Genomic DNA, 26,006 nt, shown 5'->3' on the forward strand with positions numbered 1-26,006 from the left:
AGCCTGGCATCTTCTTTTTCAAAGATCATTTTGTTTCATTACAGGAATGCTCTATGTATGTATAATTACATGATATCATTAGCATCATCATATTGCAAACATTTTCTTTATGTTCGCATGATTTTTGATTTGTATTCAATAATTCTTATTCCAAATCCTTCTAAATCCTATCCTATATCCTATCCTATATCCTATCCTATATTGTCAGGTGTATAGAATGTTACATCCATCCTATCTCCACAACCCTGCTTATTTATCTATTCTGTCAACTCAACCCTACCTAATTTAAGACTCATTTTTACCACAAAAAAACACCCTCGATATGTTCCCACATACACATATCGAGGGCTTAGGTTGAGTGGACAGATTTGCTTCATTTTATAAAACCCAGTATTTTCAATGCTTTCCGAGCTTTATTTTCTAGACATCAGACATACCGTCTCCACATGATAAGTCCACGGGAACATGTCCACCGGCTGAACCTCCCGAACCTCAAACCCGCCTTCCGCCAAATACTTCAAATCCCTCGCCAGTGTTGCCGGATTACAGGACACATAAACAATCCTCTCGGGCTTCATATCCACCAAAGTCCTTAATACTGCCTCATCGCATCCCTTTCTCGGAGGGTCAACCACCACAACATCGGCGCGCACACCCCTGGCATACATCTCAGGTATAACCTTCTCCGCCTCTCCGACTATAAACTCCGCATTTTCCACTCTGTTCGCCTTAGCATTTTCCTTTGCATCATTAATTGCCGCTTCTACAACCTCCACGCCATAAACCTTTTTCGCCTTCTGTGACAAAAACAACGAAATAGTGCCTATACCGCAATACAAATCAAAAACGGTTTCTTTCCCCGTAAGCTGAGCATACTCCAACGCCTTGTTGTAAAGCACTTCGGTTTGAATGGGATTTACCTGAAAAAAAGACAAAGGTGATATGTTGAACTTAAAATCACCAATATAATCAGTAATAGTTTCCCTTCCGTAGACAACTATATTTTCATCACCCAATATAACATTAGTCTTTTTTGTATTAACATTTAAGACAATACTTTTTATCTCCGGAATCTCTTTTACCAGCTTCTCCGAAAGCTTCTTCTGTCCCGGTATGCTCCTTCCGTTGATAACCAAAACCACCATTACCTCACCAGTCTTAAAACCGACACGGGTCATAATATGCCGAACTAATCCCTCACCCGTAATTTCATCATATGTGCTAATACCATTTTCCTCTATAAATTCCCTAGCAATATCCCTTACCCTGTCGCTTACAGAATGCTGAATACCGCAGGTGGAACAGTCAATAATCTCGTGGGTCTTTTTTGCGTAAAATCCTGCCCTAACCCCATCCTTATATCTTCCCACCGGGTATTGGGCTTTGTTTCTATAGTTTAACGGCTGTTCCATCCCAATAGCATCATGTACTACAACACCTTCCAGTCCGCCGATTCTTCTGATATTCTCACGTACAATGTCCGTCTTAAACTTAAGTCCAGCCTCATAATTCATATGCTGAAGGCTGCAACCACCGCATCTTTTATATGAAGGGCAAAAAGGCTCAGTTCTAGCAGCTGAAGGCTCCAAAACCTTAAGAAGCTTGCCAATAGCATAACTCGTTTTAACCTTTATAATCTTTATTTCAACCTTTTCTCCCTCAATCGGTCCGTCCACAAAAACCGTAAAATTATCTATTCTTCCGACACCCTGCCCCTCGTGGGTCATTCCGGTAATGTCAATAGTATAAACCTCATTTTTCTTTACCAAAGCTTATACCGCCTTTCATACACACTTCTTTGCAAACTTTAGCATATATCTACAAGGAACATTCTCTTATTGCATTTCAAAACACTACTTTTCAACGCCGAGTAAACATTTGCTGTTTTCTTTTAATCCAACGTTTATTATACACAACTTTATCGATGAGTTAAATAACCGAACAAAAAACAAATTAACCCCCTTACGAATTTTGACAAAAAAAAATTGCCCTATTGAGGGACAAGAATTTGAATCAGTTTTCCTTATTGTTAATTATTACACATATTTCTATAATTTAAACATACTATTGTTAAAATTTTCATCATACTTTTTGATTCTTTAACGGCAGTATATAGGGTCTGTCGCCGCTCACCCCATCAATTATGAAAGGCTTTACGCCATATACCTTCTTTACAATCTCCTCCGTAAGAACCTTTTGCGGCTCTCCTTGGGCAACAATTGTCCCATCCTTGAGCATTATCAAATGGTCGCAATACATGGAGGCAAGATTTAAATCATGCAAAACCGCAATAATTGTCTTTCCCTCTTGAGCCATTTTCCCTGCAAGCTCTAAAATCTCTATCTGGTGCTGAATATCAAGGTGAGAAATAGGCTCATCCAAAAGTACTATATCGGTCTCTTGTACTAATGCCCGGGCAATAAAAACCCTCTGTCTTTCCCCTCCGCTTATTTCATTGATTCTCCTGTCCTTAAGGTGCCATACATTCGAAGCAATCATGGCCTTCTTGGCAATTTCCCTGTCTTTCGCGCTTTCGGTCTGAAACCTCTTTACATAAGGGTATCTTCCCATAAGCACAACATCCATAACCGGATAATCACAGGAAACACCGGTGCTTTGATAGAGGCATGCAATTTTTTTTGAAAGCTCCCTCGCCTTCATTCTGCTGATATCCTCGCCATCAACAAATATTGCACCCTTTTGGGGCCGAAGGGCTTTTGCCATGCTCCTCAAAAGCGTGGTTTTACCCGACCCGTTAGGGCCTAAAATCCCATAAAACCGGCCTTTCTCCATCTTTAGGGATATGCCCTTTAGCACATTAAAATCTCCAAAGGATATTTCTATATTCTTAACCTCAATTGAATATGCCTTGCCCTGCCCCAAATCAAACCACCTTCTTCTTGTTCCTTATCAAAATCGAAATAAAATACGGTGCTCCAAACATCGATGTCAGCACTCCTACCGGAATCTCGGATGTGGGAATCCTGGATATTGTATCACACAGTATCAAAAATATTCCTCCTCCTATTGCGGAAAAGGGAAGAACCACCCTGTTGTCCGAGCCGGATATCAGCCTTATGGTATGGGGAATGATTAACCCTACAAAGCCAATAACACCGCTTACTGCCACACAGGCCGCAACAACAACCGAACAAATTACAAGCAGCAGTTTTTTTACCTTTTCCACCTCAACGCCAAGACTCCTCGCCTCATCCTCTCCTGCTGCAATTATGTTAAGCTCCCTGGCAAAAACACAAACGGCAATTATACCTAAAACTACCAAAGGCACAAGTATCAAAACTTGCTTCCACGAAGTAAAGGCAATACTTCCCATCATCCAATATGCAATATTCGACAATTTATCACGGTTTAAAACCATTAAAACCGACATAATGGAGGATGCAAAAAAGCTAACCGCCACACCGGCAAGCAGAAGATGAGTATTGGAAAGCTTGGCTCCCGTTTTTGCTATGTTAAATACGATAAGAACCGTAAGAAGCGCAAAAACAAAGGCCGCTGCCGTAATAACACCAAACCCTCCGACAATTTTATCTGCTCCCATTACAATAGCAAGCGAAGCTCCCAGAGCCGCTCCCGCCGATACTCCCAAAACATAAGGGTCTGCCATGGGATTTGAAAACATTCCCTGGTATGTCGCCCCTGCCGCCGAAAGACCTGCCCCTATAGCTGCGGCAGCAATTACCCTGGGAAGTCTTATATTAAGTATTATAAGTTCATGGGTTCTGCTTATCTCGCCACCTGATGCAAGCCTTCCCACAAAGGGTATCCTGCGGGTCAAAATACGCAGGGCGTCAAGTATTGATATATTGGCTGCTCCAACCGTCGCAGAAGCCAGTATCAAGAACAGTAAAAGCAATCCTCCGAAAATCAAGGCAAATCTGTATCTATATTTTTTATCACCAAACGCCATTTATATTTCTCCATTTCATTGAAAAGCTTCAGGATGAATTATTTGAGCCAGTTCCAAAAGCCCGTCGGCAAGCCTTGGGCCTTGCCTGTCCAGTATGTTGTTGTCTATCTCAAAGAGCTTTCCGCCTTTAACCGCAGAAAGTTCCTTGTACCCATCGGCGTTTTGAATTCCTGCCTTTGAATCATAGAACTTTGAGCATATAAGTATGTCAGGGTCCTTTTCAAGAAGGCTCTCTATGTTGTATTTCCAGCCTTCCACATCATCTGCTGCATTTTTGCCCCCTGCCATCTCAATCATACGGGAAATGAATGTATCCCTTCCTGCAGTATAATCCCCAAATTCACCAAATCCCATAACATAATAAACGCTAGGCTTTTCAAGGCCGTTGACCTTGCTTTCCACAAGCTCTATTTTTCCCTTCATTTCCGCAACAACACTATCTGCCTTGTCTTTGGCATTCAGCAAAAGACCAATCTTCTCAATTATATCGAAAACCCCTTCAAAGTTTTTCTCTGCATGAAATATAGCCACTTTGACACCGGCTTCCTCAAGCTTTTGCACCATCTCCTTCGTAAATATGGTGGAAGTTATAACAATATCGGGCTGAAGTTCAACTATTTTTTCAACATTTGGCTGGTCAATGTTTCCTATAGATTCAATATTCTGAACTTCCTCAGGATAATCGCAAAAATCCGTGCGTCCCACGAGCTTGTCCTGCTTGCCCAAGGCAAAAATTATCTCGGTTATGTTGGGAGCAACCGATACTACCCTCTCGGGCTCCTTGTCCAAGGTCACTTCCCTTTGATAGGAATCCTTCAATGTTATGCTGTATCCGCTTGTATTATTGTTAATATCATTGCCATTGTCACTTTCACTGCATGACGAAAATGCAAAAACCAAAACTATAGCCATTAAAACCGCAAGTATTTTTCTTTTTAAAAACAGACTTCTTTTGCTCTTCATATCCTGTTACTCTCCTTTAAAATAAAATCACATTAAAAAGTTACAAGCACAAAAAATTAAGCCTCTTAAGCTATTTACAGTTTAAGAGGCATAAATCCATTTGCAATCATGCAAATCAATACACCCCCTATCGCTCGTAGAGTTCACGGTGTTATTTACAGGCAGGTCTTCTGACTTGGGTTCGTCAACTCTTCATGCCTTCCCAGTTTCCCAGTGGCAATAATCTGAAGAGTCTCCCCCTCACAGCGGCGGGACCGTGCAGGAATCACACCTGCTTCCCTTTTAATCTGCATTACAAATGCTCGAACCTGTAAACTACTATATTGAATTGTCTAAAATTTATCATAAATATGTTTTAAGGTCAATATCCCAATTCTATTACTCTGCCTTTGATCCGCATTGAGAGCAGAATTTTGTTCCCGGTGAAAGCTTTGTACCGCAATTGCCGCAAGCCTTTTCCTCCTGCTCCTGCTTTTCTCCGCATTGCGGACAGAACTTGGCACCTTTTGCAATTTCAAAGTTGCATTTAATGCATCTGTCCTTCTCTTCTACAAGAGGCTTGCCGCAGTTGGGGCAGAACTTTGTCCCCAAAGGCGCGTTGGCTCTACATGCCGGACACACTACATTCTGCTGAGGCTGTGCCTGGGGTTGAGGCTGGTAATACTGCGGCGGTTGTTGAAAGCCTCCACCGGTAAACATCTGTCCCATCATATTGCCTATTGCAGCTCCGGCGCCCATTCCTGCGCCCATGCCGGCAAAGGAACCTCCTCCCTGGTTTCCTGCAGCTGTGTTCATTGCATCGAGAGTTCTTTTCTTAGCGTAAGTATCCATACCGCCCATCAGATTTATCTGAGCACCTTCCTGGTATGCCTTTCTGAGCTCTTCAGGAAGAATCAGCGATTCAATTGTAAGCTCGGTAAGCTCAAGCCCTAAAGCATTAAACTTGCCCTTTGCATTCAGCGTAACCATTTCCGCAAACTCAGGCATGTTGCTCTGCATCTCGAAGAAGGACTTTTTCGACTCTGCCACCGTATCTTTAAGATACGTCATAATGTATGACCTCAAAGTCTTTGTAAGGTCCTGAGTTGCCATAGTACCCCTTGTTCCCGATACATCCTTTAAGAACTTTACCGGATCGGATACTCTGAAAGAAAATGTTCCCCTCGCTCCGACTTCTATCGGTCCAAACATGGGGTCCAACATCGGAAGGGGTGACTGGGTACCCCAAGTCTGTTCGGTAAACAGTCTGGTATTTATAAAATACACCTCTGCCTTAAAAGGTGAATTAAATCCGTACTTCCAAGATTTCAGCTTTGTTAGAATCGGCATGTTTTCTGTTGTCAGTTCGTATCTGCCGGGTTCAAAAACGTCTGCCAATTGACCTTCGTTTATGAATATAGCCACCTGAGACTCCCTGACAGTAAGCTGGGCTCCCATTTTTATTTCTTTGTTTGCTACAGGAAAGCGATAAACTATAGTATCTGCACTAGAATCCGTCCATTCGATTACTTCAATGAATTGTCCCTTGATAAAATTTATCAAACCCATTTCAAACACCCCTTTTTAACAAGTTTTAATTTACGCCTGTCCCTTCTGCGTTTGTAAATCTCTCCGAATAAAAAAAGCAATTAATTCAGTCACATTCTATTTTACCATATACTTTTTACAATTCAAATCTTTTATTTGTAAATAATTATTTTCGTCTACAGATATAAGGATATCTAGGCTTTTTTTTAGCAATTATCTCTTTTTAGAGACAGGGCACATTTATCGCCCCCTTATAATAATACGAATTTTTGTATATAATTTTGTATATAATATAGAAAAATATGCATTTATAGATTTTTTATATCGAATAAAAAAATACAGTTATATTTATTTAAACCGGTTTTGATTTTATTTTTTTACAGTGATATAATAATCAATGTTGTGTTAAATATAAAAACTAAAAATAAAAGGCGGTTGTTATGAAAAGAGCAAACCACAAAAAGGAAAACAAATATTTATCAATTGTTGTTATTCCTCACAACACAGATGAGATAAAGGTATTTAAAATCTCTTCTGTAAAATACAAGTTAATGGCCTTAGGGACTATTTTACTAACTATGTTTATATGCTCGGGAATTTGGATTACATATTTGACATATGAAAATCGCGCATTGAATGATGACAGAAAAAAGGTCATTGCTGTCAATAATCAACAAATGAACTTGATTACCGAAAGAGAAGAAGTTATCCAATCCTATATCAAAAAAATTAATGAACAGGACGAATTAATCAAAAGCTTTACAACTCTCTACAGAGATATGACTGCAAAATATATCGACGGCAATATGGAAAGCATTACAGCATCAAGATCCGGTCTTAGGGATGATCGTGCTTTTATAAACGATATAAACAAGCTTAAAGGCATTTTAGACAAGCTCGAAGAAATTAACGGCGATGATACCGATATTTTAAGCGATTTAAGCGAAACTCAATCCAAGCTCAAGGCATACATAGACTCTGTTCCTACTTTGTGGCCGGCTTCAGGAAGTATAAGTTCCAATTTCGGTTCCCGTTCGGATCCCTTCAATTTTTCCCAAAAGAAGCATGAAGGTATTGACATCGCGGCAGACTACGGTACCGTAATAAGGGCATCCGCCACCGGAAAGGTTACTCTTTCGGACTGGTACGGCAATTACGGCAAATGTGTCATTATCAGTCACGGTAACGGTTTGAGCACACTTTACGGACACTGCCAAACGCTTCTTGTAAAAGAAGGACAGACCGTTCAAAAGGGTGATAAAATAGCCACAGTCGGAAGCACCGGAAGAAGTACGGGTCCCCATTTGCACTTTGAAGTACGGCTAAATGATGTTCCTATCGACCCGCTGCAATACCTGGATAATAATTAGAGGCTTTACCGGCCGGTCTTTTATAGTAGACAATGGGCATTAAACAACAGTTTGTAAAGGGAGGTTAATCATGTTTAATAAAAAGGATAGTTCTTCAAGCCCGGATGTTTTTGATACACTTATAGGAGTAAATTCCACATTGGAAGGCAATATCGAGACGGAAGGCACCATAAGAATTGACGGAAAGATTAAAGGAGACGTTAAGGTAAAAGGCGATGTCTATATAGGCAAAGATGCCAATGTCAACGGAAACATATTCGCAAACAATGTCTATATGTCCGGCAGAGTGGACGGAAATATCGAAGCCAAGGGCGTGCTAAGAGTTCTGTCAACTGCGCAGCTCTATGGAGACATACTGGTTCAAAGCCTCATATCGGATGAAGGCAGCATATTTGAAGGAAACTGCAAGATGGTGTCCGCTTCAAATGCCCAAGGCGTAGATAACGGTGCCTCAAAAAAGAGCAAAAGCACCAAAGATAAAGATAGTGATAAATCCCAAACTTCAGGGCAATAGAAGCTCAATTTGTGAAAATAAGTTTGTCAAAGAAATAGAAGTCAGATGAAAGTCACGTCTTCATCTGACTTTACTTTGCAAACCAAGTTTTATATTTTAAAGATTTATGTACTGTCACCGCTTCTACCCCTGTCTATGTAGAACTCCGGAACATCACCGATAATTACCGTTTCTGCCACAGGTATTCTTGTCGTTATCTCCGTCTTTTTAGCCGTAAACGGCACTGCAATTCCCACGGAGGTTTTCACCTCAAGGTATATCCTGTGCCTTGTCTGGTTGATTCCGGCACTTATAAATTCCGATTTAAAGTCCGTTTCCACGCTCCCCGCAGGAATTACCTTGACATTAATCTTTGGGCCGCCGGTGGCAAGCAAGGAGTCACCAAACACCGCACCTAATGGAATTGATATCCTCTCATCCTTAAGCTCCAAAAGCCTTTCTTGAATATCCAGGGATAAACCGGCATATATTCTATTGAGCTTTACAATATCTGTTTGTATGGAATTGATTCTGTCGTCCTGATCCCTGTTAATTATTACAATTTCATCGTAGTTAATATCGTCATAAAAGTTTTCGTTTACAGCCCTGCTTACTGCATTGTTTATTATGGACTTTGTTCTGTACTCCGATATTTCCAAAATGCTTCGTCTTATTCTGCCCTCAGCAAAAGCAATAATGAGTACAAGAACAATGACAATTATTGCAATTACTATATATCTGCGAAGCCTTTCCCTGTTCCTTTTCAGATACCATAGTCTTCGGTAAAGCTTGGTCTTTCTTCTCATAAAAAAACCCTCCTTTACTTATTCTATGTCTTAGGCTTTTCCCCTGTGAGTGTTCCTCATGAAATAAATTACAAAGAATTTTTTATCAATGCAGATTTTTATGTTATAATGTAATAAGTTTAGACTAGAATTTTATTAAAGAATTAATTGGACAAACAAACAATATTGGCTTTTATTAAAAAAGGAGAGGTACTTTTATGAACTCGAGGACAGGAACTGCTTCAACGAGAACACAAAAGAGCTCAAAAAAGAAGCGGACCAATAAACCATTCAAGATAGTATTATCGATTTTCAGGGTCTTTATCTTCTTTGCCATTGCCTTTTCGATCATCGTGGGAGGCATATTGTCAGGCATGACCTTGGCTTATGTCAAAACAGCGGAAGACCTCACTGCAGACCAGCTTGCACTGACAGGTTTTACCACTCGTGTCTATGATTGTAACGGCAATGAAATTATGGCGTTGCAAGGAGACAAAAACAGAGAGATGGTGGACTTTAAAGACATACCGCAGGACTTGAAGGATGCTTTTGTTGCAATCGAAGACAAACGTTTTTACAAACATCCCGGTATAGATGTAAAAAGAATAACGGGAGCGGTAATAAACTTCTTCAAGCCCGGTGCATCATCTTACGGTGGCAGTACCATTACCCAGCAGGTAATAAAAAACCTTACCGGCAACGAAGAGAGATCCGTAAAGCGAAAGGTTCAGGAGTGGAGGCTTGCGCTTACTCTAGAGCGTAACCTTAGCAAGGACCAGATACTGGAAATTTATCTGAATCTCATATATATGGGACAGAACTGCTATGGAGTCCAGGCTGCAGCACAGACTTATTTCAACAAGGACGTAAGTGAACTTACCCTTGCCGAATGTGCTTCCCTTGCCGGAATTACCAATTGGCCCGGCAAATACGACCCCTTTACCGAAAAAGGTAAAGAAAACAACATAGAACGTCAAAGAGTTATATTAAAACAAATGCTGGAACAAGGGTATATAACCGAGGCCGAATACAACAAAGCAATAAATGAAGAACTGAAATTTGCAGACTCAAACAAGCGCACATCGGAGCATGTCAGCAATCAGCCATACTTTATAGACCAGGTTGTAAAGGATGTAAAAAAAGATCTTATGGCACTGGGCTATTCGGAAGAAGTGGCCATAAGAATGATCTATAACGGTGGACTTCAAATATATACCGCAATGGACCCGGATATTCAAAAGGCAATGGATGAGGTATTTACCGATGAAAAGTATTTCACAAAAGTAAACAAAAAGACAAGTCAGACCCCTCAGGCAGCCATGGTAATAATAGATCCCAATGGCTATGTCAGAGCTCTTTATGGAGGCTCCGGAGAGAAAATAGGTGCACCTCTCAACAGGGCATCGGATCCCCAAGTAAAAAGGCAGCCGGGTTCGACCTTCAAGCCTATTGCCATTTACGGACCTGCCATTAATGAGAGAAGAATAACTGCCGCCACAGTTGTGGACGATGTTCCTGTTTACATGCTGGGAGCAGACAAAAGTGCATACCCTACCAATTATGATTATTCATATGCAGGACTTACCACCATCCGCAGCGCCATAAAAAGGTCTGTAAACGTAGTGGCCGCCAAAGTATGGCAGGATATTTTAGGTCCTGATTTGTCATTGAAATATCTTGACCGGGTCAATATAAACAGGGACAACGAAAGATATCTGTCGCTGGCAATGGGCGGACTTTATCAAGGTGTAAACCCGCTTCAAATGGCAGCGGCATATGTACCTTTTGTCAGCAAAGGAATATACTACGAGCCCATAACCTATACAAAGGTTCTGGACATGAAAGGAAGAGTCCTCCTGGAGAAAAAGCCGAAAAGCACCATTGTCTATGATGAGGCTGCTGCATATGTTATGGTTGACTTGATGAGAAGTGTCGTAAGCGAATCCGGCGGAACTGCCGTTGGACTCGGTCAGCTGCAGAAGGGAAAAATGCCTACGGCAGGTAAGACCGGTACCACCAGCGACAACTACGATAAATGGTTCGTTGGCTTCTCACCCTACTATATTGGAGCCGTCTGGTACGGGTATGACCACAATGTCAGCATTTCAAGCGCCGAATCAAACAGAGCGCAGCAAATTTGGCATGATGTTATGGAGAAAGTACACGAAAAATTGGAACCGATACAGTTTACCGAACCTGAAGGCATTGTCAGGAAAAAAATATGCATCTACTCCGGCAAAACTGCAACGGATTTATGTGCCAGCGACCCAAGAGGTTCTGCTGTAAGGACTGAATTGTTCATCACAGGCACCGAGCCTTCGGATGATGATTTATGTGACGTGCATGTCAAAGCAGAAGTATGCAAGGACAGCACCGATGCCGATGGCAATCCTCTGCTTGCCGGCGAATACTGTCCTCACGAATCTTTGGAAGAGAGGATATTTATAAAGCGTCCGGTACCTTATGTACCGACCAAGCCGGGAGAAAAAGCACCAGCTGACATAAAATATGAGCTCCCCGAAGGAAAATACTGTAACGTACACGGACCGGAACAGGTACCGAGTCCGGACGACACTAACGATGATAACCGGTATGATCCGGATGAATTGCCTTATGACCGAACCCTGTGGCCTGATTTTCTTAATGATATTGAGCAGGCAATTCCTCGTGTATTCAGAAGGGATGACAGATAAGAATTAAGAATAAGAAATTAAGAAAAGAATTTATGAGACAAATTTAAGCATAAAATTAGCTCTGGAATTAAACTCTCCAGAGCTTTTTTACACCCTTTTTTTATTCGTATCTCAGAGACTCTATAGGGTCCAAATCTGCCGCTTTCTTTGCAGGGTATACGCCAAATACAAGTCCCAATACCACCGACCCTAAAAAAGCCCCAATAATTACCGGAACATCAACCACCGGCGGAATGTTAATAACCTGAGAAATTATATTACCTCCCATAACTCCAAGAAAAATCCCTATGCTGCCGCTTATTCCTGTCATAATGATTGATTCTGTAATAAACTGAAATATTATGTCCCTCTTCTGGGCCCCCAATGCCTTTCGTATGCCTATTTCCCTTATTCTCTCGGTTACGGAAACAAGTAGTATGTTTATAATTCCTATGCCTCCGACTACGAGGGTAATAACCGCAATAACCAAAAGCACCGTTGACACAACTCCAATTATGCTAGAGAGAATCTTTTGGGAGTCTTGCGTGCTGTATGTCATATATATGTCCTTTTTGCCCTTGCTTATCTCCAGAGCTCTTACTATTCTGTTCCCCACTTCCTTGTAATCCACTTCTTTGTCCAATGTAACCAATATGCTGTCTAGGGTTTTGTTGTTGTAATACATTTGCTGAACCGTGGTAATAGGCATATATACTTTCGTAGGAAAATCTTCATTGTCCATTATGCTTGCCATAGCATCATTGGTAGACTTTGTAACTCCAATTACCTTTAGCTTGTAGTTTCCGGAAGGCGCTTTAAATTGTACTACTTCGCCCACAATATCCACTTTGTTGAAATACCTTTTTGCAAAGTATTCATCAACAACTACAACCTTCAGCCTTGAAGATACGTCAAAATCGGTAAAAAACCTGCCTGCAGCCATTTCCATAGGAGTAATGTCCTTATACTGGGCTGTAGTTCCGTATACTAAAGCACTTCTTGTCTTCGTATCCATTCTGAATGACCCCGAACGCTGAATATAGGTTGTGACATTTTTTATTTCCCGTGCAGCTTTTTTTACTGTCTCAATATCTTCAAGATACAGCCTCTCATCGCTGTCTACGTTCATATTTTTGTAGCCTATGGTAAGCACATTAGCGCCGATTTTTTCAAATTGACTGTTAATATATTCTTCTGTGGCATTTCCAATTGCCATTATTGTAATAATTGAAAATACACCCATGATGATTCCCAGCATGGTAAGAATGGACCTCAGCTTGTTTGCCTTAAGGCTGTCAAGCGCCTGTCTGACACTTTCAACAAAGCTCATTTTCGCACCTCTTTTCAACTATTCTATTATCTTTACTTTAGATCCATCCTTATGGAATGATTGCGGATCATCTACAACGATATCACCTTCATTAAGTCCTTCCAAAACCTCGGCAGTCATATCGGAGATAATGCCAAGCTTTACATTTCTCTGCACCAGTACACCCTTTTCTTTGTCTACCAGTAATACATACTCGTTTCCGTCTTTATCGGTTTTCAAGACCCCCATCGGTACCACAACTATATCCTTCTTTTCATTGGTCAATATTTCACAGTCTACACTAAGTCCGGGTTTTAGATTTGCATTCGTATTGTCAATTGATATGTCCACTTCAATCACAACATCCTCTCCCACAGATGTCATGCTTGATTTTGCAACCGGTGAAATGCTTTCCACCACTCCAAAAATTTCAATATCCTCACTAATGGCATCTCCGGTGATTCTGACTTTCTGTCCCGCTTTTACATCCTTTATGTTATACTCACTTACCATGGCCTTTACTTTCAGCTTGTCAAGGTTGACTATCTTAAAAGCCGGCTGAGCACTATTTGTGTAAGCCCCTTCCTTAATGTTTATCTCGGTAATAACCCCGTCAAAAGGACAAATCATTGCTTCCTTTGTTTTTTGAATTTTTTTCTCCAGGTCGCTAATACCAATTCTTGTAGCATTAAGGTTCTCTTCCTTTACCTTTTTGTCCACATCCCTGCTTTGTATAGCAGCATCGTAAGCAACCTTTGCGTTCTCCAGTGCGGTCTTTGCATCCCTTACAGCGTTTTGGGCCATATCCAGCTCACTTTTTGATATTGCCTGGGCTTCAAAAAGCTTTTTGCTGTCTTCCAGTTTCTTTTCACAATCGCTTAAGGTTTGCTCGGCACTTTTTACTGCCGATTCGGCCCTTTTTATTTCGGCATCAACCGTCGGAGCGATTTGGGAAAGCTCTTGAACTTTCTTGTTTATTTTGAGCTTTTCCAGCTCCGTTTCCATGCTTTCAGTATCAAGCTCCATCAACTGCTGTCCCTTTGACACCTTTTGATACTTCTCAACCAAGAGCTTTTTAACCTTTGCAGAGCTGTCTACATAAATGTCATAGGACTCGGCTTCCTCAATTTTTCCCGATGCCGAAATCGACGAGGATACGTCTCCCTTACCTATTTCAACAGTTTTTACGCTGTAGACGGTACTGCTGCTAAACACCTGCTCCATATTGCCGCTCACAAGGTAGGTCAATCCTACCAGTCCTCCAAGAACTGCTATTACAATTAATATACTCACAACTTTTTTCATGTTGCCGCCTCCATTTCAATACGTAATCTTCTCATAACCTCTTTTGCATCAAGAGGTCGTTGTACTGCCACATCGCTTCTTAGGTATCCGTCCCTAAAGGTCACAATCCGCTTTGTATGCTGTGCAATATCGGGTTCATGGGTAACTAGAATTATTGTAACTCCATCTCTGTTTAGCTCCTGAAACAAATCCATGATTTCTTCCCCCGAATAGCTGTCAAGGTTTCCCGTAGGTTCGTCGGCGAGAATAATTGCAGGGTCATTCACCAGCGCCCTTGCTATGGCAACCCTCTGCTTTTGACCTCCCGACATTTCATTGGGCTTGTGATTCATCCTGTCCTTTAGCCCCACTCTTTCAAGAGCCGCTTCCGCCCTTTTCCTTCTTTCCTTTGCATTTACTTTGGCATATATCATCGGAAGCTCAACATTTCGAAGAGCCGTCATTCTTGGTAGAAGATTAAATGACTGGAATACGAATCCAATCTTTAAGTTCCTGATTTTGGCAAGCTCAACTTCGTTAAGACCGGATATATCCATTCCGTCAAGTATGTATTTGCCCGATGTTGCCCTGTCAAGGCAGCCTAAAATATTCATAAGAGTTGACTTACCTGAGCCGGATGGCCCCATAATAGATAGAAATTCTCCCTGTTCTACACACAGGTTGACTTTTTTTAGTGCTTTGACTTCAATCTTTCCGTTTTTGTATATCTTATCGACATTCTTAATTTCGATAATCATTTCAATATCACAGCCTTTTTACAATAGTAATTTATACCAAACCTATTCCATATAGATAAACACCCTTTTTGGGTGCTTATGTATTATAATTTTTAATTGCACAATGCTTCAAATTCGGCCATTAAAACATTAAAATCGTAAATTGCGGCAAACGTCTGATACTGCGCATCCAAATATTTTTCCTGTTGACTTAAAAGTTCTTGCCTGCTCACAAGTCCATTTTCAAGTTTCAGCTCCAAATTCTGAAGCTTCTTTTTCTGTATATCCTCCCACTTTGAAGCAAGTTCCACATTGTCCTTTGCCGAAAGCAAGTTATTGTACTTATTTCTAATTTCCACTTCCAAGTTTATCTTTGCATCTTCCAGTTCTATTCTTGCAAGCTCGAGGTTTGTTTTGTTTTCATTATATATTGAATTGCTGTCGGTATAATACTTTTCCGTAATCTCCATTATCTTCTCTTTTACCTTGAGGTTCTCAGACTTTTTATATATATCTATGTTTTTCTCAATGGCATCATTAATAACTTTTTCAAGCTTTATGCTCTTCCACTTTGCCAATGTCAATTTTTCATCAATCTTTAAATCCTTATCGTCAAGTTCAAGGCTTAATAATCTTTTAAGCTCCATTTCGGCTGTCTTCAAGCTTTTTTCAACTTTCTGCACATCGATTTTTTTAGTATCCAAAGAATACTTTATATCATTAAGGTCATTTTCGGTTATCTTTCCCTCACGGTATCGCACTTCCGCCATTGAATATTTTTCATTCAGGATGTCCAGCTTTGCCTTTTGCATATCCAATTCTTTTTCAATAAGAAGCCTGTTTAAAGCTGCTTTATAGACATCCAGCTTCAAGTTGTCAATATTCTTCTGTTTTGCTCTTTTGGCATACTCAAGATTTGCCTCTGCTTCAAGGGGAGTAACATCCTTTTTGATGTCATTATTGTACCTTTCGCTTTTGGTGCTTGCAGGGTATAAAAACTCCGCATCTTCCTTCGCATCCAAAAGAGCACTCTCCTTGGTCTTAATTTCCAAGTCATCAAGAGTAACCTGCTTGCTGTTCTCAACAGCGTATTTTTGAAAACCTTCAATATTAAAAATGAGGTTTTCTCCAACTGCCAGAACTGTCGTAATGGCAAAAAGCAAAGGTGCGGTCAAAACCAAAGCCAAAACCCTCTTCTTCATATGCACCACCCTTTCTAGTATGCCGGGCCTAGGCCCGCTGCCTCTTCAAGCTTCATTTTTTTCGTATTATAGTTGTAAACCGTAAGATTAAATCCGTTTTGCAATTCTTCTATTGCCAGCTCCATTTCCAAAAGTACCGTTTCAGATATTAACCCCTGCTCATACTGGGCTTTAAGCTTTTCATAACTTCTTTTCTGCATATTCAATGTTGCCAAAAGACTATCCATATTGTCCCGTTCCTTAATTACATCTATGTACGCGGATTTGATGTTATTTTCAACCTCATATTTGGCTTTGTCAAGCTGAACCTGCAAGCTTTCCATTTCCAGAGAGGTATCTTCATGCTCTTTTCGTATGTCAGGATATATCTCCTTCGCCCTGCTTTTTCCAAGAATTTCCAAGTGCTGCTCCTTAATCTTAATCTGCTCGGTTATGTTGGCTATCTCAAGCCTGTTCTCCAAAGCCGCCTCAATATAGTACTCCACCGGATTTAATGTCAGATTCCTTGTAAGCTCGGAGTATAATACTTTATCATAGGCTGTATCAATGGGCACACCAATAAAGGAGTTAATGCTTCTTTGCATGTTCTCCCGGTTTCTTTTGCATTTTTCAACATCCTTTTCTGCTTTCAGGTAATCATACTCTGCCTCTTCAAACTCAATCCCCGAAATCAGCCCGCTTTCAGCTTTGAGTTTTGCAGCATTGTATTTCTTTTCTTGGAGCTTCAATTTTTTCAGGCTCAATTGATAATCCATGTCTGCTTTCAAAAATCCAAGATACAAATCCCTGAGCCCCAAAGAAAGAGCTTTTTCGGTAACAAGTCTGCTGTTGTCAGCCATCTTCCAATAATATCTCATCTGAAGGGGCAGAAGCTGTGCCTGTTTGGTCAGAAGCACCTGGATGTTTGGGGGATAAATATAATAATATTTTCCCATGGGAGTATCGATAATTGACATCTCCGTCTCAATTCCCCTGGTACGCTGTACTATACCGCTGTACTGATAAAAGGCCTTTCTTTCCGTCAACTTCTGCTTCAACACGGCCCGGCTGTTTTCTAGCATGGCTTCGTTTGCAGCATCATAAGACAACCGGCTGTCATTGGCTGCATATACTTGCGAAACAATCAGCATGGAAACAATAATTATTGCGGATATGATTTTTTTCAAACTGCGCCCTCCTTTCCTAATTTTAAAAGTATATTACCCCTCCCCTAAAAAATGCAAACTTTATCTATTTAAAATCTCACTTTTTGCCTAAGAAAAGTGAACCTACATCCTTTCCTGCCAAAATAGAATAAACTATATGCGGGTCATCTCCATTTGCCAAAACCATGTTTATACCTGCAGAAGTGGCAATCTTTGCAGCCGAAAGCTTGGTAATCATACCTCCGGTACCTCTTGAGCTTCCCACACCTCCTGCACATTTTTCGACATCAGGTGTTATTTCCTCAACCACAGAAATAAGTTTCGAACATTCATTCTCTCTCGGATCGCAGTCATAAAAACCGTCAATATCGGACAAAATTATCAATAAATCCGCATTAACCAGTGTTGCAACAATTGCCGACAATGTGTCGTTATCCCCAAATACGTTGTTTGCTTCGGACTCTATTTCATCAACAGCCACCGAGTCGTTTTCGTTTACTACAGGGATTATTCCCATTTCAAGCAAAGTCTCAAAAGTGTTTATTACGTTGGTTTTGCCTGTAGGGTTTTCAACCACGTCACGGGTCAAAAGAATCTGCCCCACTGTATGCCCATATTCCAAAAACAACTTACTGTACATATACATAAGCTCGCACTGCCCCACAGCAGCAACGGCCTGCTTATCCTTTAACTCTTTAGGCCTTGAGCTTAATTTCAGCTTGCTCACACCTACACCTATTGCTCCCGATGTAACCAATACCACATCTTTTCCTTGGTTCATAAGGTCTGATATAACTCTTACCAGCTTTTCCATCCTTGCAAGATTCATTTCACCATTTTCATATGTAAGAGTTGAAGTACCTACCTTTATTACTATTCTTTTTGAATCAGCTAAATTCTCTCTCAAATTCGAATTTTCCATAAAACTTCCCCTTATCTTTCTTATCTCATTGTCACATAATAATGTTTTCATAATAAATGTTTTTCTGTTTTTTCAGAATAACATATAAAATTAACAATACCATTATACGACTAATAGTGTAAAAATTCAAAACATAAAGCTAACAAATCACAAATTAATTTAATCCTTTATACAACTACAAGTGTATAGGTACAATTAAGAATAACGAAATACAAATCGCAATAGAAAAAGATAAAAAAGCCACCTTGCACAAGGCAGCTTTTTTACTTTTGTATATAAATTTCTTAAGTGCAAAATTATTAATATAGGTTAATTATTTGCTGGCTTCCTCAATAGCAACTGCAACTGCAACAGTAGCACCAACCATCGGATTGTTACCCATTCCGATAAGTCCCATCATTTCAACATGGGCAGGAACAGAGGATGAACCTGCAAATTGTGCATCACCGTGCATTCTTCCCATTGAGTCGGTCAATCCGTATGAAGCAGGACCTGCAGCCATATTGTCAGGATGCAGTGTTCTTCCAGTACCTCCTCCGGATGCAACTGAGAAGTACTTCTTGCCGTTTTCATAAGCCCATTTCTTATATGTACCTGCAACAAGGTGCTGGAATCTTGTAGGATTTGTTGAGTTACCTGTAATGGAAACGTCAACACTCTCTCTTATCATTATAGCAACACCTTCGTTTACGTCATCAGCGCCGTAAACTTTAACCTTTGCCTTTTCACCGTTTGAGAAGGCCTTTTCCTGTACAACCTTGAGCTCACCGGTGCTGTAATCGTATTCAGTCTGTACATATGTAAATCCGTTGATTCTTGAAATTATGTAAGCGGCATCTTTACCGAGACCGTTCAATATAACCTTCAAAGGTTCTTTTCTAACTTTGTTGGCTGTCCTTGCTATACCAATGGCACCTTCAGCTGCTGCAAAGGATTCGTGTCCTGCAAGGAAGCAGAAGCATTTTGTTTCTTCTCTTAAAAGCATTGCTCCAAGGTTTCCGTGACCCAAGCCAACCTTTCTGCTGTCAGCAACAGAACCCGGAATACAGAAAGCCTGCAATCCTATTCCTATTGCTTCTGCAGCTTCAGCAGCAGTCTTGGTACCTTTCTTCAATGCCACTGCGCATCCCAATGTATATGCCCATACAGCATTTTCAAAAGCTATTGGCTGAACGCCTTTTACTATCTTTTCAACATCAATGCCCTTGCCAAGGCACAATTCCCTAACCTCTTCAAGACTGTTAAATCCATACTCTGCCATGCATTTGTTTATTTGATCTATTCTTCTTTCATAACCTTCAAATCTAATCACTTAAAATCACCTCTCTTTTCTATTGATTCAATTACTCTTTTCTCGGATCAATTACTTTAACAGCTTCACTAAATCTGCCGTATGTTCCTATGTTTTTCTCATAGGCTTCTTTCGGATCCACACCGTTTCTTATAGCTTCCATCATCTTTCCGAGATGGACAAACTTATATCCGATAACTTCATCATTTTCGTCAAGACCGATATTTAAAATATATCCTTCGGCCATTTCAAGATATCTTACACCTTTGTCCTTTGTTCCGAACATTGTACCCACCTGGGAACGTAATCCTTTTCCAAGGTCTTCAAGGCTTGCTCCTATAGGCAGTCCGTTTTCGGAAAATGCAGTCTGAGTTCTTCCATATACAAGCTGCTTGAATATTTCCCTCATTGCAACGTTGATAGCGTCACAAACAAGGTCGGTATTTAAAGCCTCAAGAATGGTCTTTCCGCCCAATATTTCAGCAGCCATAGCAGCTGAGTGGGTCATTCCCGAGCATCCCAAAGTCTCAACCAGGGCTTCTTCGATAATACCGTTTTTAACGTTCAATGTAAGTTTACAGCATCCCTGCTGCGGTGCACACCAGCCCACACCGTGCGACAGTCCGGAGATATCTTTAATTTCCTTCGCCTTAACCCATCTGCCTTCTTCCGGGATGGGAGCCGGTCCATGATTCGGTCCTTTTTTAACACAAATCATATTTTCAACTTCGTGTGAATAGTTCATTAATCTTTGTCCCCCTTTACTCTAACCTTACTATAAATTCATTTGTGACAATTCTATAAAAAATTACTGCATACATTATATCACATAAAAACAATGCTGCAATAATTTTAATGTACTATCTCATAAAAAATTGAATTATGTCGTTAAATAGCTGCCGAATAATACATCAAAATACATATGGTTTTAACTATGTAAGTTTTTTGTTATACAAGTAACCGGATGAGTAAATTTAACATAATATATAATTAGAAATCTTAAAAGACGGGGAGAAGATATGAACAAATACGAAAAGCTTGAAGCCATAACAAACGGAATAAATGCCGCCAATAAAATCAGGACATTGCAAAGCTCTGCAACAAATGAAAGGGCAGATGCCATAGCCAATATTGACCAAGTGGGGCTAATCAGCCAAATGCTCGACATAATTGCCCAGTATTCACCAAATACCCACAGAAAAAGACTTCTTAATGAAAATCTGAATAAGACACGGATGTACAGCCAAGTATACAAAGGACTCAAACATGAGATGAAGGACATAAAATCCAGCAACAGAGTCGGTAAAAAAGATATTATTAATACTCTACATATATTGCAGCCGGTAGTTGACAACCGCAGCCGGACTTTAATCGAAAAAATATTGAAAATCCAGGAGATATTAGACTCCTGATTTTCTCAAAAACCTTTTACCTTTTAAGCTATAGTATCCCCCTATGCGAATTTTATCATAGTTGAGTTCAGTTAATCCCCGAACCCCTCTTTCCACAGGGGTTCTCCTTCTTTTTACCCATATAACCTGCTCTGTCTGAGGCTTTTTACCCGGCTCAAAAAAGGAGTGCATAACAAGCAATGCATTTCCAATGGTTGTACTGTATTTGCTCTGGCTTTCCATAATCGTTTCATCATCGCTAAGATACAGGAACACAAGACCTATAAAGCCAAGCACCACGACTGAAACTCCAGTAATCAAAAAAGCCTTTATTACTTGTAAAAGAAACAGATTTTCCACATCGTCCATCCCCCATTGCGCTAAAAAAGCATCAAAACCCCTATTTATTCAATAATATTATATCATATTATTTGCATTTATTTTTTGCTTTTTGCCTTAACATCGCCAAAAATTGTGTGTAAAATATTTGGTATAGGTATATATTTTAGTCAAGCATAAATAATATTAATGAACTAAAATTTCCAACCAAAATCAAACAGTAAAGGAGTGTCGTCTTATGGCAGTAAAAAACGCAATGACTGCTGATTTCCTAAGATCCGCATATGGCGGTGAAAGCATGGCCCACATGAGATATCTTCATTGGGGAAATCTCGCTGAAAAAGACGGTTTCCCCAACATAGCCAAGTTGTTCAGAGCCATAGCTTATGCCGAACAGGTTCATGCAGGCAATCACTTCAATGAATTGAAAGACCAAAAAAGTGACTATACGGTAACAGCCGGAGCTGTTTTTGGAGTGGGAACTGTGGTAGAAAACCTGCAGGGAGCTATAAACGGCGAGCTTCATGAAGTTGAGCAAATGTATCCGGTATATTTGGAAGCAGCAAAATTCCAGGATGAAAAAGGAGCTTTTCGCAGTTTCCGTTTTGCATTGGAAGCGGAAAAGATTCACGCAGATTTATTCTCTCAAGCGCAAAATGCTGCAAAAGAAGGAAAGGATATACAGCTTAGCTCAGTACACGTCTGCCCTGTTTGCGGACATACAGTCCTTGACAATGCTCCTGATGCATGCCCCATTTGTGGCACTAAAAAAGAAATGTATAAAACTTTCTAAAAAAATATTCAAAATTCCCTATTGCATATCAAGCAATTTGGTGTTAAAATATAATGGTGAATCGGGGCGTAGCGCAGCTTGGTAGCGCACTTCGTTCGGGACGAAGGGGTCGCATGTTCGAATCATGTCGCCCCGACCATTATATTTATGTCTTTTTTTATTTCTTCATATTCTTATTTCTTCTTTTTTTATTTCCTATTGTTTAATCCAATATTATATCAAATATTATTGATTTTACTACGGCGAAATATTCTCTTATGTATGAATTAACAAGTACAACGGGATTTGTCGGCGCAGTAATTCCGTAGGGCGTAAAGCCGTTGTGCCGTGCAAGGATTTTTGACCTGAACATATGGAAGTCGTTGGTGACAATCATTATCCTGTAATCGCTTCTTCCCGTAAGCTGCTTTAATACCTCTGCGGTGTATTTCATGTTTTCGCTTGTGCTGGTTGCCCTGTCTTCCATGATAATTCTTTCTTCGTCAATTCCGTGGTTTGCCAAGTATCTTTTCATTGCCTCCGCCTCGGTTAAATCTTCGCCGGGACCTTGTCCGCCTGTCACGACCACCTTTAAATCGGGATTGGCCTTAAGATATTCTATACCCTTGTCCAACCGGTACTGAAAAGTGGGAGTTATCCGGTCGCCTTTTAATCCCGCCCCCAGAATAACCAAATAATCAACCTCCACATTTTTGTCGGTGTCAGACGATGCAAAAATCAAGCCCAATACCAATACAAAGGAGCCAAAAAAAGCAATTAAGGCGCCAAAAAACAGCCTCCTTAGAACCGTATTTTTGATGCGTAGTATATCCCCTTTGCCTAAAAGCCTCACTGACGCCACAAAGGTAAGAACTATTCCCACAACAAACGGAAACAAAATTCCAAAATTAATTACCGTGCCGATAGCCATTAGCATCAAAAAATCCAGTATTCCCAAAATACCTAAAATGAGCATTAAAACATCAAGAAATTTTACAATCTTTAGTTTCATTTTTTCTCCCCCTCGTACATTTCAACATCTATATCATACACTAAAACTTTTAATTTTCCCATACAGTAAAAGACCATAAGCTATCTTAAGCAGCCTTAAAAAAGTGTACTGCCGGTAAAAAACCAAATCAAGCTTATGGACAATATTCTCAATATATTTAAAAGTTATTCCTTATTGCATACAGTCGATTATTTTCGGATTTTAGTCCGAATTTTTCTTTGCATCCTTATCTTCCTTGCCGAATCCGGCAACTGTCTTTGCATATTTTTTAAGCTTCTCATATACCAAATAGTTTATTGTCCCCTCGGGATAAGTTCCGTCTTCTCTCTTTTCCCCTGCTTTCATTCCCGTAAGTATTTCAATTCCTTCATCTATGGTTTTTACGGCATATATATTAAATTTGCCTTCTTTAACTGCTTCAATAACCGCATCATTCAAAGCCAGATTTCTGACATTCTGATAGGGAATAATCACCCCATGTTTGCCGTTAAGTCCCCGGGCTTTGCAAAGTTCGAAAAATCCTTCTATTTTTTCGTTAACCCCGCCAATGGGCTGGATTTCCCCTTTCTGGTTAACCGAACCCGTCACCGCAATACTCTGTTTTATGGGAACCTCGGCCAAGCTTGACAAAATCGCATAGAGCTCAGCGCTTGACGCACTGTCACCGTCAACCCCGCTATACAGCTGTTCAAAGCACAAGCTTGCAGTCAAGGACAGCGGTATATCCTGGGCATACTTTTGACCTATGTACCCGCTCAATATCAAAACACCCTTTGTATGGGATGTCCCGCTCATTTCAACTTCTCTTTCGATGTTTACTATTCCTTTTTCTCCCATAAAGGTGTTTGCGGTTATTCTCGCAGGCTTTCCAAAGGAATAGTCTCCCATATCGAGTACGGTAAGTCCGTTTATCTGACCTATGGCCTCGCCTTCGGTATCCAAAATTATGATACCGTCCTTTAAAAGCTCTAAAAGCTTCTTGTCATACTTGTTTGACCTGTATATTTTCTCCTTTATTGCTTTATTTACATGCTCAGCCCGAACCAGACTGCTTTCTTCAATCTCAGCCCATGCCGCAGATTCGCAAAGTATCTCGACAATGTCGTTAAATCTGGTGGAGAGCTTGCTCTGATCGCTTACCAATCGCGAACTGTACTCGACCACCTTTGCCACCCCGGTCCTGTCAAAATGCCGTACATTTTCTCTTGTGCAAAAAGAGCTTATAAACTGAGCCAGCTTCAAGGTATTATCCTCGTTTCTGTCCATCTCCTCATCAAAATCCACTTTTATTTTAAAAAGTTTCTTAAAATCCTCGTCAAGCTCATAAAGCAGCTGGTGCAAATATTCGCTCCCCACCAATATCACCTTGGTTTGCAAGGGTATCGGCTCCGGCTTTAATGTCGATACTGTAACAAGACCCATCTGTTCCTTCATGTTTTCAATGGCTATCTGTCGTGTCTTTAAAGCTCTCTTCAGCGCCTCCCAGGACTGTACGTTGCTCAGCACATCCTTTGCCTGGAGTATCAGATAACCTCCATTTGCCTGATGAAACAACCCGGCCTTTATCATTGTAAAATCTGTCGTCATAGTTCCAAACTCGTTTTCATATTCCAATTTCCCAAGAAGGTTGTGATATGTAGGATTGAAGTCCACTATGACGGGAGCACCTTCAAGAGCGGAATTGTCTACAAGTAAGTTTACTTTATATTTGTCCACGGGCGTTCCTTCAGCGCCCTTAAGCCAAGGTACAAGGAGCTGATGCTCATCGTTATACTCTTCCTCTCTGAAGTCATCAAGATTTTCAAGGATGTCTTCCTGAACCTGCTCTAAGTATTTGACCACTTCTTTATAATCCTTGTACTTTTCTTTCAAGTCATTTATCTGCATGCCCACTGCAAATAAAGCAATTTTGTTTTCCCATTCGGCAACTCTTTCTTCCGCTTCCTTCTCTATATTTTTTATCTTTCTGATTATTTCTAAAGTCTCAAGCTGAACTATATTTGATCTTTCCGTTATTTCCTGCTTGATTTTTTCATCCAATTCTCCATATTCTTCCTCGGTTATTGTCTTGCCTTCAATTACCGGCAGAAAGTATATTCCTGCGTTGGTCGTTTTGACTTTAAATCCCTGTTTTTCAGCGTCTTTATTCAACGCTTCCATAAGGGCGGATTTTTTTTCCTGGTACTCATTTGCAATTGAGGCCTTTTCTCTTTCATAGTCCTCGCTGTCAAAAGCCTTGGTAATTTCAAGCTGAAGTACCTTGATAAACTCCTCCATATCCTTTTTAAACACTTTTCCGAGTCCCGCAGGCAGATTTATCGCTTTAGGCTGGTTGGGATTCTCAAAGTTGTACACATAACACCAGTCGTCCGGAGTCTTACAATTTTTCGCTATTTTCTTTATATAATTCACAGCATAACTAGTTTTACCGGTTCCGGTCATACCACTCATAAAAATATTGTAGCCCCGTGTATTGATTTTAAGTCCGAACGTCATGGCACGCACGGCACGTTCCTGACCTATAATTCCTTCAAGGGATTCTAATTCCGAAGTGTCATTGAATTTGAAAGAATTCGGGTCACATTCCTTTCTTAACATACTGACAGGTAATCCAGCAACTTGCGGCATACACTTTCCCCCTTTAAACCAGTTGTTTTGAACACATACGGCAAGACTTTTTTTAATTTTTAAAGTAGTGCTTCTTGGAATTTAATTACGAAACGATTGGTATTTTTCAAAATACCGTCGTTACTTTCATGTTGATTTCATTCAAACAAAAAGTGATTTTCACAACATTATCCTTTACGAATTATATTCTATTATGATATGATAAAATCCTTTTTATTTTATAATTTTAATCT

The 26,006-nt window shown here is 40.3% G+C and carries 22 protein-coding genes, 1 tRNA gene and 1 riboswitch; of the genes, 6 read left to right on the forward strand and 17 right to left on the reverse strand.

What is annotated here, in order from left to right:
- Positions 1-413 precede the first annotated feature (413 nt).
- The 5 genes from rlmD to PLH43_RS01410 all read right to left on the reverse strand — a co-directional run bounded on the left by rlmD (position 414) and on the right by PLH43_RS01410 (position 6,442).
- Positions 414-1,769: a 23S rRNA (uracil(1939)-C(5))-methyltransferase RlmD gene (gene rlmD, locus PLH43_RS01390; RefSeq protein WP_324359314.1), complete on the reverse strand. Its 1,356-nt coding sequence runs from the start codon at positions 1,767-1,769 to the stop codon at positions 414-416.
- Positions 1,770-2,082: 313 nt separating this feature from the next.
- Positions 2,083-2,883: a heme ABC transporter ATP-binding protein gene (locus tag PLH43_RS01395; RefSeq protein ID WP_324359316.1), complete on the reverse strand. Its 801-nt coding sequence runs from the start codon at positions 2,881-2,883 to the stop codon at positions 2,083-2,085.
- Position 2,884: 1 nt separating this feature from the next.
- Entirely contained in the window at positions 2,885-3,931 is a 1,047-nt protein-coding gene (locus PLH43_RS01400; RefSeq protein WP_324359317.1) for an iron chelate uptake ABC transporter family permease subunit, read from the reverse strand.
- Positions 3,932-3,946: 15 nt separating this feature from the next.
- Positions 3,947-4,894, reverse strand: a complete 948-nt coding sequence (locus PLH43_RS01405; RefSeq protein ID WP_324359319.1) for an ABC transporter substrate-binding protein — start codon at positions 4,892-4,894, stop codon at positions 3,947-3,949.
- Positions 4,895-5,036: 142 nt separating this feature from the next.
- Positions 5,037-5,221: riboswitch (cobalamin riboswitch) on the reverse strand.
- 51 nt (positions 5,222-5,272) lie between these two features.
- Positions 5,273-6,442 carry an SPFH domain-containing protein gene (locus tag PLH43_RS01410; protein ID WP_324359321.1) on the reverse strand — a complete coding sequence of 390 codons (1,170 nt, stop codon included), beginning with the start codon at positions 6,440-6,442 and terminating at the stop codon, positions 5,273-5,275.
- A 419-nt stretch (positions 6,443-6,861) separates the two neighbouring features.
- Between PLH43_RS01410 and PLH43_RS01415 the strand changes: the two genes are divergently transcribed.
- Positions 6,862-7,791, forward strand: coding sequence for a M23 family metallopeptidase (locus PLH43_RS01415; protein WP_324359323.1), 930 nt, complete (start codon positions 6,862-6,864; stop codon positions 7,789-7,791).
- Positions 7,792-7,861: 70 nt separating this feature from the next.
- Positions 7,862-8,305 carry a polymer-forming cytoskeletal protein gene (locus tag PLH43_RS01420; RefSeq protein ID WP_324359325.1) on the forward strand — a complete coding sequence of 148 codons (444 nt, stop codon included), beginning with the start codon at positions 7,862-7,864 and terminating at the stop codon, positions 8,303-8,305.
- 104 nt (positions 8,306-8,409) lie between these two features.
- Here the strand turns inward: PLH43_RS01420 and yunB are convergent, their stop codons facing one another.
- Positions 8,410-9,090, reverse strand: coding sequence for a sporulation protein YunB (yunB, locus tag PLH43_RS01425; RefSeq protein WP_324359327.1), 681 nt, complete (start codon positions 9,088-9,090; stop codon positions 8,410-8,412).
- A 197-nt stretch (positions 9,091-9,287) separates the two neighbouring features.
- Here yunB and PLH43_RS01430 point away from each other — a divergent pair, with 197 nt between their 5' ends.
- Positions 9,288-11,762: a PBP1A family penicillin-binding protein gene (locus tag PLH43_RS01430; protein ID WP_324359329.1), complete on the forward strand. Its 2,475-nt coding sequence runs from the start codon at positions 9,288-9,290 to the stop codon at positions 11,760-11,762.
- 100 nt (positions 11,763-11,862) lie between these two features.
- On the opposite strand, the gene PLH43_RS01435 is transcribed toward PLH43_RS01430, so the two are convergent.
- From PLH43_RS01435 to PLH43_RS01470, 8 genes are all read right to left on the reverse strand, one after another.
- On the reverse strand, positions 11,863-13,071 hold the full coding sequence (locus PLH43_RS01435; protein WP_324359331.1) for an ABC transporter permease: 1,209 nt from the start codon (positions 13,069-13,071) through the stop codon (positions 11,863-11,865).
- An 18-nt stretch (positions 13,072-13,089) separates the two neighbouring features.
- Entirely contained in the window at positions 13,090-14,355 is a 1,266-nt protein-coding gene (locus PLH43_RS01440) for an efflux RND transporter periplasmic adaptor subunit (protein WP_324359333.1), read from the reverse strand.
- A complete protein-coding gene (locus PLH43_RS01445; protein ID WP_324359335.1) occupies positions 14,352-15,092 on the reverse strand; it encodes an ABC transporter ATP-binding protein in 741 nt (246 codons plus the stop codon). The genes PLH43_RS01440 and PLH43_RS01445 overlap by 4 nt, the downstream gene beginning before the upstream one ends.
- Before the next feature lie 92 nt (positions 15,093-15,184).
- Positions 15,185-16,273, reverse strand: coding sequence for a TolC family protein (locus PLH43_RS01450; RefSeq protein ID WP_324359337.1), 1,089 nt, complete (start codon positions 16,271-16,273; stop codon positions 15,185-15,187).
- 14 nt (positions 16,274-16,287) lie between these two features.
- Positions 16,288-17,439 (reverse strand): TolC family protein, encoded by a 1,152-nt coding sequence (locus PLH43_RS01455; protein WP_324359338.1) that lies wholly within the window; start codon positions 17,437-17,439, stop codon positions 16,288-16,290.
- Between the two features lie 76 nt (positions 17,440-17,515).
- Positions 17,516-18,340 carry a glutamate 5-kinase gene (gene proB / locus PLH43_RS01460; RefSeq protein WP_324359340.1) on the reverse strand — a complete coding sequence of 275 codons (825 nt, stop codon included), beginning with the start codon at positions 18,338-18,340 and terminating at the stop codon, positions 17,516-17,518.
- A gap of 313 nt (positions 18,341-18,653) precedes the next feature.
- Positions 18,654-19,652 (reverse strand): GGGtGRT protein, encoded by a 999-nt coding sequence (locus PLH43_RS01465; protein ID WP_324359342.1) that lies wholly within the window; start codon positions 19,650-19,652, stop codon positions 18,654-18,656.
- Positions 19,653-19,683: 31 nt separating this feature from the next.
- On the reverse strand, positions 19,684-20,376 hold the full coding sequence (locus PLH43_RS01470; RefSeq protein WP_324359344.1) for a hypothetical protein: 693 nt from the start codon (positions 20,374-20,376) through the stop codon (positions 19,684-19,686).
- A 274-nt stretch (positions 20,377-20,650) separates the two neighbouring features.
- On the opposite strand from PLH43_RS01470, the gene PLH43_RS01475 reads away from it, so the two are divergent.
- Positions 20,651-21,043, forward strand: coding sequence for a hypothetical protein (locus PLH43_RS01475; RefSeq protein WP_324359346.1), 393 nt, complete (start codon positions 20,651-20,653; stop codon positions 21,041-21,043).
- On the opposite strand, the gene PLH43_RS01480 is transcribed toward PLH43_RS01475, so the two are convergent.
- Positions 21,032-21,391 (reverse strand): hypothetical protein, encoded by a 360-nt coding sequence (locus tag PLH43_RS01480; protein WP_324359349.1) that lies wholly within the window; start codon positions 21,389-21,391, stop codon positions 21,032-21,034. The genes PLH43_RS01475 and PLH43_RS01480 overlap by 12 nt on opposite strands.
- A 208-nt stretch (positions 21,392-21,599) precedes the next feature.
- On the opposite strand from PLH43_RS01480, the gene PLH43_RS01485 reads away from it, so the two are divergent.
- Together PLH43_RS01485 and PLH43_RS01490 are read left to right on the forward strand one after the other, a co-directional pair.
- The gene (locus PLH43_RS01485) at positions 21,600-22,154 is read left to right on the forward strand and encodes a rubrerythrin family protein (RefSeq protein WP_324359351.1); all 555 of its coding nucleotides are present in this window, start codon (positions 21,600-21,602) and stop codon (positions 22,152-22,154) included.
- Between the two features lie 62 nt (positions 22,155-22,216).
- Positions 22,217-22,293 (forward strand) — tRNA-Pro (locus tag PLH43_RS01490).
- Positions 22,294-22,356: 63 nt separating this feature from the next.
- Here PLH43_RS01490 and PLH43_RS01495 read toward each other — a convergent pair.
- Entirely contained in the window at positions 22,357-23,145 is a 789-nt protein-coding gene (locus PLH43_RS01495; protein ID WP_324359353.1) for a YdcF family protein, read from the reverse strand.
- A gap of 201 nt (positions 23,146-23,346) precedes the next feature.
- Complete coding sequence (locus PLH43_RS01500; RefSeq protein WP_324359355.1) at positions 23,347-25,773, reverse strand: ATP-binding protein; 2,427 nt, start codon at positions 25,771-25,773, stop codon at positions 23,347-23,349.
- Positions 25,774-26,006 lie beyond the last annotated feature (233 nt).

Origin of the sequence: Acetivibrio sp. (assembly GCF_035371925.1) — a bacterium.
Classification (GTDB): Bacteria; Bacillota; Clostridia; order Acetivibrionales; family Acetivibrionaceae; genus Hungateiclostridium.

Coding starts and splice junctions, on each gene's coding strand:
- PLH43_RS01400 (WP_324359317.1), bottom strand. CDS start 3,931: ATGGCGTTTGGTGATAAAAAATATAGATACAGATTTGCCTTGATTTTC.
- PLH43_RS01405 (WP_324359319.1), bottom strand. CDS start 4,894: ATGAAGAGCAAAAGAAGTCTGTTTTTAAAAAGAAAAATACTTGCGGTT.
- PLH43_RS01410 (WP_324359321.1), bottom strand. CDS start 6,442: ATGGGTTTGATAAATTTTATCAAGGGACAATTCATTGAAGTAATCGAA.
- PLH43_RS01415 (WP_324359323.1), top strand. CDS start 6,862: ATGAAAAGAGCAAACCACAAAAAGGAAAACAAATATTTATCAATTGTT.
- PLH43_RS01420 (WP_324359325.1), top strand. CDS start 7,862: ATGTTTAATAAAAAGGATAGTTCTTCAAGCCCGGATGTTTTTGATACA.
- yunB (WP_324359327.1), bottom strand. CDS start 9,090: ATGAGAAGAAAGACCAAGCTTTACCGAAGACTATGGTATCTGAAAAGG.
- PLH43_RS01430 (WP_324359329.1), top strand. CDS start 9,288: ATGAACTCGAGGACAGGAACTGCTTCAACGAGAACACAAAAGAGCTCA.
- PLH43_RS01435 (WP_324359331.1), bottom strand. CDS start 13,071: ATGAGCTTTGTTGAAAGTGTCAGACAGGCGCTTGACAGCCTTAAGGCA.
- PLH43_RS01440 (WP_324359333.1), bottom strand. CDS start 14,355: ATGAAAAAAGTTGTGAGTATATTAATTGTAATAGCAGTTCTTGGAGGA.
- PLH43_RS01445 (WP_324359335.1), bottom strand. CDS start 15,092: ATGATTATCGAAATTAAGAATGTCGATAAGATATACAAAAACGGAAAG.
- PLH43_RS01450 (WP_324359337.1), bottom strand. CDS start 16,273: ATGAAGAAGAGGGTTTTGGCTTTGGTTTTGACCGCACCTTTGCTTTTT.
- proB (WP_324359340.1), bottom strand. CDS start 18,340: ATGGAAAATTCGAATTTGAGAGAGAATTTAGCTGATTCAAAAAGAATA.
- PLH43_RS01470 (WP_324359344.1), bottom strand. CDS start 20,376: ATGAACTATTCACACGAAGTTGAAAATATGATTTGTGTTAAAAAAGGA.
- PLH43_RS01475 (WP_324359346.1), top strand. CDS start 20,651: ATGAACAAATACGAAAAGCTTGAAGCCATAACAAACGGAATAAATGCC.
- PLH43_RS01480 (WP_324359349.1), bottom strand. CDS start 21,391: ATGGACGATGTGGAAAATCTGTTTCTTTTACAAGTAATAAAGGCTTTT.
- PLH43_RS01485 (WP_324359351.1), top strand. CDS start 21,600: ATGGCAGTAAAAAACGCAATGACTGCTGATTTCCTAAGATCCGCATAT.
- PLH43_RS01495 (WP_324359353.1), bottom strand. CDS start 23,145: ATGAAACTAAAGATTGTAAAATTTCTTGATGTTTTAATGCTCATTTTA.
- PLH43_RS01500 (WP_324359355.1), bottom strand. CDS start 25,773: ATGCCGCAAGTTGCTGGATTACCTGTCAGTATGTTAAGAAAGGAATGT.